Origin of the sequence: Ensifer sp. ZNC0028, from assembly GCF_000799055.1 — a bacterium.
In the GTDB taxonomy this organism is placed as follows: Bacteria; Pseudomonadota; Alphaproteobacteria; order Rhizobiales; family Rhizobiaceae; genus Ensifer.
On the sequence record NZ_JTLA01000050.1, the window covers coordinates 37,972 to 48,332 of the forward strand.

At 62.5% G+C, this 10,361-nt stretch carries 12 protein-coding genes; 7 read left to right on the forward strand and 5 right to left on the reverse strand.

Going from position 1 to position 10,361, the window contains the following annotated elements; genetic code table 11:
• Nucleotides 1–9 precede the first annotated feature (9 nt).
• On the forward strand, nt 10–1,527 hold the full coding sequence (locus tag L981_RS12770) for a tripartite tricarboxylate transporter permease (protein ID WP_043616223.1): 1,518 nt from the start codon (nt 10–12) through the stop codon (nt 1,525–1,527).
• Nucleotides 1,528–1,733: 206 nt separating this feature from the next.
• Nucleotides 1,734–1,901 (forward strand): hypothetical protein, encoded by a 168-nt coding sequence (locus L981_RS12775; RefSeq protein WP_089045897.1) that lies wholly within the window; start codon nt 1,734–1,736, stop codon nt 1,899–1,901.
• 91 nt (nt 1,902–1,992) lie between these two features.
• Here the strand turns inward: L981_RS12775 and L981_RS12780 are convergent, their stop codons facing one another.
• Both L981_RS12780 and L981_RS12785 read right to left on the reverse strand, forming a co-directional pair.
• The gene (locus tag L981_RS12780) at nt 1,993–2,268 is read right to left on the reverse strand and encodes a hypothetical protein (protein ID WP_043616229.1); all 276 of its coding nucleotides are present in this window, start codon (nt 2,266–2,268) and stop codon (nt 1,993–1,995) included.
• Between the two features lie 120 nt (nt 2,269–2,388).
• Nucleotides 2,389–3,492, reverse strand: a complete 1,104-nt coding sequence (locus L981_RS12785; protein ID WP_043616232.1) for a DUF475 domain-containing protein — start codon at nt 3,490–3,492, stop codon at nt 2,389–2,391.
• 456 nt (nt 3,493–3,948) lie between these two features.
• Between L981_RS12785 and L981_RS12790 the strand changes: the two genes are divergently transcribed.
• From L981_RS12790 to L981_RS12800, 3 genes are all read left to right on the forward strand, one after another.
• Entirely contained in the window at nt 3,949–4,857 is a 909-nt protein-coding gene (locus L981_RS12790) for a DMT family transporter (RefSeq protein ID WP_043616267.1), read from the forward strand.
• A gap of 76 nt (nt 4,858–4,933) precedes the next feature.
• The gene (locus tag L981_RS12795) at nt 4,934–5,329 is read left to right on the forward strand and encodes a VOC family protein (protein ID WP_043616269.1); all 396 of its coding nucleotides are present in this window, start codon (nt 4,934–4,936) and stop codon (nt 5,327–5,329) included.
• Between the two features lie 125 nt (nt 5,330–5,454).
• Entirely contained in the window at nt 5,455–6,234 is a 780-nt protein-coding gene (locus L981_RS12800) for an ABC transporter substrate-binding protein (protein ID WP_043616234.1), read from the forward strand.
• Nucleotides 6,235–6,260: 26 nt separating this feature from the next.
• Here the strand turns inward: L981_RS12800 and L981_RS12805 are convergent, their stop codons facing one another.
• On the reverse strand, nt 6,261–7,319 hold the full coding sequence (locus L981_RS12805) for a GNAT family N-acetyltransferase (RefSeq protein WP_043616237.1): 1,059 nt from the start codon (nt 7,317–7,319) through the stop codon (nt 6,261–6,263).
• A 349-nt stretch (nt 7,320–7,668) separates the two neighbouring features.
• Here L981_RS12805 and L981_RS12810 point away from each other — a divergent pair, with 349 nt between their 5' ends.
• Nucleotides 7,669–8,418, forward strand: a complete 750-nt coding sequence (locus L981_RS12810; RefSeq protein WP_043616240.1) for an SDR family oxidoreductase — start codon at nt 7,669–7,671, stop codon at nt 8,416–8,418.
• A gap of 124 nt (nt 8,419–8,542) precedes the next feature.
• Here the strand turns inward: L981_RS12810 and L981_RS12815 are convergent, their stop codons facing one another.
• Nucleotides 8,543–9,406, reverse strand: coding sequence for a LysR substrate-binding domain-containing protein (locus tag L981_RS12815; RefSeq protein ID WP_043616243.1), 864 nt, complete (start codon nt 9,404–9,406; stop codon nt 8,543–8,545).
• A gap of 110 nt (nt 9,407–9,516) precedes the next feature.
• Here L981_RS12815 and L981_RS12820 point away from each other — a divergent pair, with 110 nt between their 5' ends.
• On the forward strand, nt 9,517–9,927 hold the full coding sequence (locus tag L981_RS12820) for a 4-oxalocrotonate tautomerase family protein (protein WP_043616246.1): 411 nt from the start codon (nt 9,517–9,519) through the stop codon (nt 9,925–9,927).
• Nucleotides 9,928–10,158: 231 nt separating this feature from the next.
• On the opposite strand, the gene L981_RS35020 is transcribed toward L981_RS12820, so the two are convergent.
• The coding region (locus tag L981_RS35020) for a hypothetical protein (protein WP_043616249.1) at nt 10,159–10,361 on the reverse strand (203 nt) is incomplete at its 5' end.

The following is a 10,361-nucleotide window of genomic DNA, read 5'->3' on the forward strand; positions in this document are numbered from 1 at the left end:
CCGTCGACCATGGCTACTTTTGACTTCCTGATCCAGGGATTGTGGGTTGCTGCCCAGCCGATGAACCTGCTCTACGCCTTGATCGGCGTGACGCTCGGGACCGCCGTCGGCGTCCTTCCCGGCATCGGCCCGGCGCTGACCGTGGCACTTCTTCTGCCCGTTACCTACCAGCTCGATCCGGCCGGATCGCTGATCATGTTCGCCGGCATCTATTATGGCGGCATGTATGGCGGCTCGACCACCTCGATCCTGCTCAACACGCCGGGCGAAAGCGCCTCGATCGTCACCGCGCTCGAAGGCAACAAGATGGCGCGCGCCGGACGCGGTGGACCGGCCCTTGCCACCGCCGCCATCGGCTCATTCGTTGCCGGCCTGATCGCGACGCTGGGCCTCGCCTTTATCGCACCCTACATCGTCAAGCTGGCCCTGGTCTTCGGTCCGCGCGAATACTTCGCGCTGATGGTTCTTGCCTTCGTCACCGTATCCTCGGCATTCGGCGACAGCACGCTTCGCGGCCTGACGGCCCTCTTCGTCGGCCTGGCGCTGTCCGTCGTCGGCATCGATCAGCTGACCGGTCAGGCGCGCCTCTCCTTCGGCGTTCCCGAACTGCTCGACGGCATCGAGGTTACGACCCTTGCCGTTGCCATGTTCGCGATCGGTGAGACGCTGTTCATCGCCGCGCAAGGCGAAAAAGGCCCGGACAAGGTCGAGGCCGTGCGTGGCTCGGTCTGGATGAGCAAGCTCGATTGGGCGCGTTCATGGAAGCCTTGGCTTCGCGGCACGTTCATCGGCTTCCCCATCGGCGCGATGCCGGCCGGCGGCGCCGAGATCGGCACCTTCCTGTCCTATGCGGCCGAAAAGAAGCTGGCAAAACATCCCGAAGAGTTCGGCAATGGCGCGATCGAAGGTGTTGCTGGTCCGGAAGCGGCCAACAACGCCTCGGCCGCCGGCACGCTCGTGCCGCTGCTGACGCTCGGCCTGCCGACCACCGCAACGGCCGCGATCATGCTCGCCGGCTTCCAGCAATATGGCCTTCAACCTGGCCCGCTGCTGTTTGCGACCAACCCGCAGCTCGTCTGGGGCCTGATCGCCAGCCTGCTCATCGCCAACTTCATGCTGCTGGTCCTGAACCTGCCGCTGATCGGGCTCTGGGTGAAGCTGCTGACGATCCCGAAGCCGTGGCTCTATGCCGGCATCCTCTTGTTCGCGACGCTCGGCACCATCGGCGCCAACCCGTCGGTCTACGAACTCGGCATGCTGCTCGCTTTCGGCCTGCTTGGCTACGCGATGCGCGTCTTCGGCTATCCGATCGCTCCTGTCGTCGTCGGCCTGATCCTTGGGCCGCTGGCCGAGCAACAGCTCCGTCGTGCCCTCGCGATCAGCCAGGGTGACATCTCGGTGCTGTTCACCTCACCTATCGCCGCCGGCCTCCTGATCATCGCGGCTGCCGCACTGATCGTACCGCTGATCCTTCGGGCCCGTGGCCGCGGCGAAGTCCTTTCGCAGCTCGCCGCCAACGAAGACTAAGCCCCAATAACAGTCAGGTCCGGAAACCCTTCCGGACCTGATCGAATTAGCGCCTCCTCCCAAGGCCTATCCGCAGGCCCGGCCGGTTTGAAAACCGACCGGGCCTGCTTCCTTTGCATGGCTGGCGTGTCCGATTGTGCATTGCAAAAAGTCTGCCCGCACCCCATCTTTTGCTCATCAAAGAGAAAACGAAAGCGAGCAAGAAGATGGCCACCACAACTTATCACAAGGGTTTCATCGGTCGTGCATTCGCAGTTCTCGGCGCTGCTAGCGCTGCCGCCGCCGCTGTCGAAGGTCACCGCCGCCCGAAGGCAAGCGACCTGCGCACGCTGGGCATCGACCCCGCGAACTTCCCGGATACGCGCCGCGGCTAACAATTCCAGCGCCCTCAGGGGCGCCTTATCCTCCCAAGGATGAAGAACGGCTCGGGGTCGAGAGACCACCGGGCCGCTTTGCATTTGGGTATCAGCGAGATTTTCGGAAGGTTAGGAAATCCCGCAATCGCATCCGAAGAATCTGCGCCCAGGGAAGCTCCGCATCGATCGCCGCGTAACCGGCTCGCGTCAGCGAGAACTCGACCCGACCGGCGTCGTCCTGCCGGCGGACCATGTACTGCATGTTGAGCGCACGGAAGACCGCCGCATGCAGGTGCTCTGGCCAATCGATATCTTCGGCCGGCACGCGATGGGCGCCTGCCCTGTACAGCTCCTCAAGTACATTCTTCAGATCGGCAGCCAGCATCCGTTCCTTATCCGGTGTGCTGCGTGATTTGACAACGCGGCACGGTCGAACCCAGACCAAAAGAAAAACGGCCCGGCGTTTCCGCCGGGCCGTTTCCGATTTGAAAAGAGCGTCCGCCGCTTAGGCTTCTGCGCGAGCCCGCTCTTCCTGGTGTGCGCCAGCAAGCTCTTCTTGGCGTTCCCGCTTGTTGTAGCGGATCGACGACCAGAGCGAGATCCCGATGAGCGCAGCACCGCCGAGGCCGGTGATGACTTCCGGAATGTGGACCAGCGTCTGGAAGTACATGACCACCGAGAGGATCAGGATTGCGTAGAACGCGCCGTGCTCCAGGTAGCGATATTCGCTGAGCGTGCCCTTTTCGACGAGCATGATCGTCATCGAGCGCACATACATGGCGCCGATGCCAAGGCCGATCGCGATGATGAAGAGGTTCTGCGTCAGCGCGAAGGCGCCGATAACGCCGTCGAACGAGAAGCTGGCATCGAGAACTTCGAGATAAAGGAAGGCACCGAAGCCGCCCTTTGCTGCAGCGCTCATGGTTTCCTGCTGCGCATCGAGCAGGCCACCGACCACTTCGACCACGAGGAAGGTCAGGAGGCCATAGATCGCCGAATAGACGAAGGTGTGAACGTCTTCCGGCTTAAGCAGCGTCGAGAAGCCGAGGATAAGCGCGAGGACAAACGCGATCTCGACGCCCTTGATGGTCGCAAAACGCGCCATCTTGGTTTCGACCCACTTGATCCAGTGCACGTCTTTCTCATGGTCGAAGAAGTAGCTGAGGCCGACCATCATCAGGAAGGTGCCGCCGAAAGCCGCGATCGGCAGGTGCGCGTCGTTCATGATGCGCGCGTATTCTTCGGGCTTGCTTGCCGCCAGAACGATCGCTTCGATCGGACCGATCTTCGCTGCGATAACGACGATTAGGAGCGGGAAGACGATACGCATGCCGAAGACGGCGATGAGAATGCCCCAGGTCAGGAAGCGATGCTGCCACTCAGGCGTCATGTCCTTGAGCTTGTTGGCATTGACGATCGCATTATCGAAGGACAGGGAGATTTCGAGCACCGCAAGCACGGTGCAGATGAAGAAGACGGAGGCCATGCCACCGATGGTGCCGGTCGACTGCCAGCCGAGCCAGGCGCCGAGCAAGAGGCCGACGCCGGTGACGATGAAGGCCCAGGTGAAATAGCCGAGCGCGCTCGAATGCGATTGAGGCTGGTTCATCGACGTGCCTCCTTCGCGCGGACGACGCCGGATTCGGTGAAAAGATGGGGTTTCAAAACAGAAATGCGCACGGCCGAAGGGGCACATGCGTGAGGCATGAGATCAGTTTTCATGAGAGCTAATCCGCCGGCTAATTTGCTGGCGGTACCGACATCACGAGAGCGCCGTAAAAACTCTCGCCAGAGGGGCCCGGCACCAGTGTTCGACCCGCGATCCGATGTCTGGACGGCGGGAACGATTGACTAATTAGCAGTGTCGGGCGGAACGTCAAGGGGGCCGCTTCGCGCTTTGACAAAGGATCACAAAACGGTTGTTACCAAGCTCTGCCTTGGTTCTGCTATCGCCCCGGGCGCCGGCGCCGATTCATTCGCAAAACTTATGGTTCCATATGCACACGGCGATGGATCGGCCGCACCGAATGTGGCATGGCGTGCGCAACTTATCGAGAGCCCCGACATGACCGTGATGACCGCCCCCATAACCGCCCCGAACGCCGCCCGGACCGGGGTTCTCATCATGCTGCTCGGCATGCTGATGTTTTCGCTGAACGACGTCATGGGCAAGTGGCTGGTCGCGACCTACTCCGTCAGCCAGCTGATGGTGATCCGAAGCGTCGCGGCCCTTCTGTTCCTGTCGCCCTTCATTCTCAGGCGCGGCCTGCGCTCGATGTTCCAGGTCGAACGTCCCGGCCTCCAGGCTCTCCGCTCGCTGCTCTTTGCCATCGACGCCTCGGCGTTTTATTTCGCGGTCGCCTACATGCCGCTTGCCGATACCATGACCTACTGGCTGGCAGCGCCGATCTATGTCGCTGCAGCCTCGCCGTTCCTGCTTGGCGAGAAGGTCGGCTGGCGTCGCTGGACGGCGATCCTCATCGGCTTTGCCGGGGTCCTGATCGCGCTCGAGCCCTCCAAGGAAAGCCTCGGCCTCCCGGCCCTGATTGCGCTTGCCGGCAGCACCGCCTTCGCCTTTGCGCTCATGCTCGGTCGCACGCTTCGCTCCACGCCTGACACCACGCTGGTCTTCTGGCAGATCGTCGGCGCGCTCATCTTCTCGCTCGTCGGCGTTGCCGCCAATCCTTCGGGCTGGGCACCCGTCGATGGCGAGGCGCTGCTGCAGCTCGGGGCACTCGGCATCGTCGCGATGCTCGCGCATATCCTTGTCAATCGGTCGCTCAAGCTGGCCGATGCCGCCACCGTCGTCCCGCTGCAATATACGCTGCTCTTCTGGGCCGTCGTCTTCGGCTGGTTCTTCTTCGGCGACACACCACGTCCGACCGTGCTCGTCGGCGCGGCACTAATCGTCGCCTCGGGCCTCTTCATCTTCTTCCGCGAACAGCAGTTGAAGAAGCGAAAGGCAAAAGCCTGACCTCCACCCCCGGCGGGGTTCCATCATCGGCGACACTCTGCTACGCCGCCGAGGTCAAAGCGTGAAGGAGATGCCCGTGGCCAAAGCGATCCATTCGATGATCCGTGTTCTCGACGAGAAGCGATCGATCGATTTCTATCGTGTGGCCTTCGGGCTCGAAATCGCCGAACGGCTGGAGTTCGAAACTTTCGTGCTGATCTATCTCAGCAACGAGGAAGGCGAATTCGAGCTGGAGCTGACGGTCAACAAGGACCGGACCGAGCCCTATGCGCTCGGTGACGGCTATGGCCATCTGGCGCTGTCGGTCGACGACCTCGGTGCCGAGCACCAGCGGTTGACGGACGCTGGCCTTAACCCGGGCAAGATCGTCGATTTCAACCGCGACGGCGCCCTGCTTGCGCGCTTCTTCTTCCTGGTCGATCCGGACGGTTACAAGGTCGAGGTACTGCAGCGCCACGGTCGCTACAAGTGACCGAGCGGGCCATGGCAATCAACGAAAACAATAGCGATTATCGCGCCTATCTATTTCGCTTATAGGCGAGCGCGACTTAGTCTTCCCTGGAAGCATCAAGAATGATGCACAACAGGGGAACGCGAATGAAGAAGCGGATTGCAGCAGCAGTGCTCGCCATCATGGCGACAACGGCGGTCACGGCCCAGGCCGCCGAGAAGATCAAGATCGGCACGGAGGGCGCCTATCCGCCCTTCAACTTCATCGATCCCGCCGGCAAGATCGGCGGCTTCGACGTCGATATCGGACTTGCGCTTTGCGAGCGCATGAAGGTCGAATGCGAAGTGGTAGCCCAGGACTGGGACGGCATCATTCCGGGTCTGGTCGCCAAGAAATACGACCTGATCATCGCCTCGATGTTCATCACCGACGAACGCAAGAAGCAGGTCGCCTTCACCAACCCCTACTACCTCGCCGCCATGACCCATGCCGCCCCGAAGGGCGCCGGCATCACCGCGTTCACCAATGAAGCGCTCAAGGGCAAGGTGATCGGCGCGCAGTCGGGCACGACCCAGGCCGACTACATCACCGCCACCTATCCCGATGCGGAGATCAAGCTTTATCCGACCCAGGACGAGGCCAATCTCGACATGGTCAACGGCCGCCTCGACCTGCAGGTGGGCGACATGCTGCCGCTACTCGACTGGGTGACGAAGAATGCCGACGGAAAGGCATGCTGCGAACTGATCGGCGAACCGATCACCGATAAGAAATTTGTCGGCGAAGGCGTCGGCATTGCCGTGCGCCAGGAGGACAACGACCTGCGCGAGCGGCTGAACAAGGCCCTCGACGAAATCCGTGCCGACGGGACCTACAAGAAGATCAACGACAAGTACTTCACCATCGACGTCTATACGATGAAGTGACGCATGGATGGCCGGTCTGTTTATGGCTAGGCTTCGTTTACCGCGCGCTGCTCCGCCACGATCGCCTTGAATTCGGGATCGTCGACGAGCGATTGCACGGCCCAGTAGCCCTCGAGCCACTCGGCCTCGCCTTCCCAACCGCCATCGACAAGCTGGCGAAGATTGGCAAGCGCCCGGGTGCGGTCGCCGGCAAGCGCCCAGGCTCCGGTTGCGTGGAAGCGATACCAGTTGATGTGATCGCTTGCCCGCTCCAGATGCAGCCCCCATTCCCGGCAAGTATCGAGATCGAGATCGCCGACGTTCTCCGCCGGCAAGTTGCCGCTATAGGCAACATGCCGGTCGCGTTCGATGAGGCCGATGCTCCTGGCAATCGCGATCGATCCCTTGTTGGAGGCATGCGTGTGCCATTCGATATCGGGCCGACCTCGCTTGACGCACTCGGCAATCGTCGCAGCCGCTGCCGCCTTGCCGAGCCCCAGGCGCCGATACGCAGGCTCGGTCCCGACACCCACTTCGCAACGGGTGCCGCTGACGCTGTCGGTTGCGCAATGGCTGACGATGGATCCGTCGTGAAGGACGCAGAAGCCGATGGCGTTCTCCAGGAAGACTTCGGGGGAGGCCCAGCCTTCCATGAGATCGGTCACGGTCTCGATATCGCCGGGTCCCAGATCGAGCAGGGACTGGTCGATCTGCACGAGGCGGAAGCCGTCAGGCAACGCCGTCGCCGTGAGGCCATGCCTTACTCCCGGCAAGCCCATCCTGACGCGCGGATGCGGGCGGGCGAAGCCATTGGACCAGATATCGCCCAGACGATCGGACCAGCGGTCTTCGACGAAGAAATAGGCCCAGTCGGGGATCAGTTCCTTCAGCTCGGCAAAGCTGTCGGCCGCCTCGTCCGGCACGCCCGCGAGATAGTAGGCATCGCCATTGGCGAGCAGCGCAACGCGCGGCTCTACCGGACGATCGACCCAGACTTCACCTTCTATGATGCCGTCGAGTACGGCAGCGATGGCCACGTGCGTGGAGGAAAGGTCCTTTAGGAGGGATTGAGCAGCCGGATAGGCGGCTTGTTCGAGTAGAAACATGAAAATGCAATCCTGTTGCGGCGGGATATCCCATCCCTGCCGCTAGAAGAAAGGGTGGAGACGATCAGGTCGTCCCGTTTCAGACCGGCTTCAGCCGACCGGCGCACGGCGTTGGACACTGTCATCTTGTTACCTCTCTATACCTGCGCCCTCGGATCGAGCGCGATTGCAATCGTCGGACTAGACAGCCGGGCCGTGCAGCGCAAGCGCCTTACGGTAACCGCTCCAGACTGGTCTGCGGTCCGGCGGGCTTGCGCCATTGGCGGCGGCAACGGCAGGCGCTAAAGCTCTCCTGCCCGGATTTGGTGTAGCCTCACCCCGGAATCGGCGGAAAGCATCGGAGACCGACATGTTCGACCTCAGCGGAATGACGGCATTGGTAACGGGCGGCGGCCGCGGTCTCGGCCTTGAAATGGCAAAGGCGCTCGCGCGGGCCGGCGCGATCGTTACGATCAACGGCCGTAATGAAGCGGCCCTCGATCTGGCGCGCCACGAGGCCGCCGCCGAAGGCATCGCACTCGACCTTGTCGTCGGCGACGTTTCGACGGATGCGGAAGAGATCGTCGCGGCGGCCGCGGCCAAGACCGGCCAACTCGACATCCTCATTCATGCCGTGGGCGAGCGCGATCGGCGTGGGACCGACGTCATGGACCCTGCAGCCTTTGCCGCCCTCGTCAACACGGACCTGACGGCCGCCTATGCTATGGCGCGAGCGGCACTTCCCTATTTTCGCCGGTCCTCGTCCGCCCGACTGATTTTCGTCACCTCGATCGCCGCCTCCGTGGCGCGGCCGGGCGACCCCGCCTATACCGCGGCCAAGGGTGGTCTCGATGCCCTCACCCGTTCGCTGGCGGTGGAGCTTGGGTCGGCGACACTCACGGTCAATGCGATCGCGCCCGGCTGGTTTGCAACCGAGACCAATGCGGCCCTTGCCGCCGATCCGGCGCTGCAGGCCTTCGTCGATGTCCGCATTCCCCTGAAACGCTGGGGCCGACCGGAGGAGATCGCGCCGGCCGCTGTGTTCCTGGCCTCGCCCGCTGCCAGCTTCGTCAACGGCATCACCTTGACCGTGGACGGCGGTATGACCGCGCAGATGTGAGTGTCATCGTCGACAATTTTCCGCTGCAGCGGCTGCTTCGCATCTCGCTTTTTCGCTGTGTGCTCGGATCTGAAGTGCCCGTAGATCAGCGCGGCCGCGCCGCAGCCTTGCCGGGCGATCGTCTTCACCACCGCTCGATACCGACCGCCAAGCCTTCGGCAAGCAGTGCCGCCAGGCTCGACGCCGGCTTGTCGGCCTTTGCTTTCAGCCGCAGGCTGAAATCCGCATTCGGCAATGCCGGTAGCGAAAGTGCCGGGGGTGCAAGCGCTATGCCTTCTCCGAGGAAGCGCGGCGTGCGGGCGGTGACGGCGATGCCGCTTCTCACCGCCGCGCGCAGACCAGAAAGGCTCGGGCTGGTCGCCGCGATGCGATAATGGCGCCCCGCCTCGTCGAGGGCCGCCGTCGCAGCCGCGCGGAAGCCGCAAGGCGGATCCAGCACAGCAATCGGCAATTCGCCGTCAGCCATGGATGGAACATCCGATGCCGATAGCCACAGCATCGGTTCGCGCAGAATGGTGATCTCGTCAGGTGTCGGCCCTTCCCGCATCACGATCAGCACCTCGATCAGCCCCTGATCGTAGGCCGATGTCAGTTCGCGGGACCGGCCGACCCTCAAGTCCAGCCGCACACGCGGATGGGTGCGCCCGAAGCGACGTAGGAGATCCGGCAGGTTGCTGTCGGCAAAATCCTGGGTGCAGCCGAGCGCCAGGCGGCCGTCGGTGCTGGCGCCCTTGAGGCTCAGCCACGCGTCCCGGTGAACCTCGAGGATCCGGCGCGCATGAACGACCAGTTCCTCTCCGGCCGGAGTCAGAATCCGCCCTCTGCCTGAGGGTGCAAGCAACGGTTCGCCGATCATCGTTTCAAGGCGCTGCATCTGGGCGGTCACCGCCGAAGGTGTCCGCCCCACGGCCGCAGCCGCATTCGCGAGAGACCCGCTCTCGGCGAAAGCAAGAAAGGTGCGAAGCAGGTCAGGATCGAAGGTTTGCATTACTTCAATTTAGTCGAATTTATAATGCCAAACAATTCGATTTTTCCGAAGATAGGGACATGGCAGATTGGGCTCACACAAGAAATGGGAAACACGAAAGGAACCAGCCAATGCCCATCATCAACGTCACCGTCAGCGGCAAGCCGGATCCGGCACTCTCGTCGCGGATTGCCGCTTCAGTCAGCGAACTGACGGCTGCCCACCTGCGCAAGGATCCGACGATCACAGCCATCGTCGTCACCTATGCGGACCCGGAACATTGGTTCGCCGGCGGAAAGTCGCTTGCCGAGCAGGATACCAACAGCTTCTGGCTGGACATCAAGGTCGTCGACGGCACCAACACCAAGCAGGAAATGGCTGCCTATCTCGAAGCCATCTTCGGGCGCTTTGAACAGCTGCTCGGGCGGGTGCACCACGAGAGCTACGTTCTCGTCCACGAGGTTTCGGCCGCCGCCTATGGTTATGGCGGCAAGACGCAGGAGTTCCGTTACATCAGCGGCAAGCTCAAATCCGGCATCTGAAGCCCTTCGGCCCGCTTTCTGCGGCCTTCATTCAGGCGCAGGCGAAGCTTGACCATGGCGAGACGTTTACCCGGCAAACCCAAACGGGCACGCGCATAGCATGGAGCCAATGGTCGCCGGTGAGCCGCCGGTCAATCGAAGTTCGGTCGATCGCAACAGACGTATCGCCCAAGCGCCACCCATCCATCGGTATCGCGTCGAGCGCAACGCGATACCGCCGTATCGTGGGCGTCAGAACCGGACGCGGGCGCCGACTTTGGCGCCGGCGGCTTGCGAACCATCGCCCTCGATGTTGAACAACAGCGAGAAGTCGAGGTCCCAGTTGTCGTTGTTGGAAAGCGCAAGCCCGGCCGAGACCCGCCCGAACAGGCCTTCGCCATCGAGCGACGCAAAGCCGACATCGGCGCCGATCGTCGGCGACAGGATCAGGCCGT

Excerpts from the sequence above, each read along its gene's own strand:
- L981_RS12770 (WP_043616223.1), top strand. The coding sequence starts at position 10 with ATGGCTACTTTTGACTTCCTGATCCAGGGATTGTGGGTTGCTGCCCAG.
- L981_RS12775 (WP_089045897.1), top strand. The coding sequence starts at position 1,734 with ATGGCCACCACAACTTATCACAAGGGTTTCATCGGTCGTGCATTCGCA.
- L981_RS12780 (WP_043616229.1), bottom strand. The coding sequence starts at position 2,268 with ATGCTGGCTGCCGATCTGAAGAATGTACTTGAGGAGCTGTACAGGGCA.
- L981_RS12785 (WP_043616232.1), bottom strand. The coding sequence starts at position 3,492 with ATGAACCAGCCTCAATCGCATTCGAGCGCGCTCGGCTATTTCACCTGG.
- L981_RS12790 (WP_043616267.1), top strand. The coding sequence starts at position 3,949 with ATGACCGTGATGACCGCCCCCATAACCGCCCCGAACGCCGCCCGGACC.
- L981_RS12800 (WP_043616234.1), top strand. The coding sequence starts at position 5,455 with ATGAAGAAGCGGATTGCAGCAGCAGTGCTCGCCATCATGGCGACAACG.
- L981_RS12805 (WP_043616237.1), bottom strand. The coding sequence starts at position 7,319 with ATGTTTCTACTCGAACAAGCCGCCTATCCGGCTGCTCAATCCCTCCTA.
- L981_RS12810 (WP_043616240.1), top strand. The coding sequence starts at position 7,669 with ATGTTCGACCTCAGCGGAATGACGGCATTGGTAACGGGCGGCGGCCGC.
- L981_RS12815 (WP_043616243.1), bottom strand. The coding sequence starts at position 9,406 with ATGCAAACCTTCGATCCTGACCTGCTTCGCACCTTTCTTGCTTTCGCC.
- L981_RS12820 (WP_043616246.1), top strand. The coding sequence starts at position 9,517 with ATGCCCATCATCAACGTCACCGTCAGCGGCAAGCCGGATCCGGCACTC.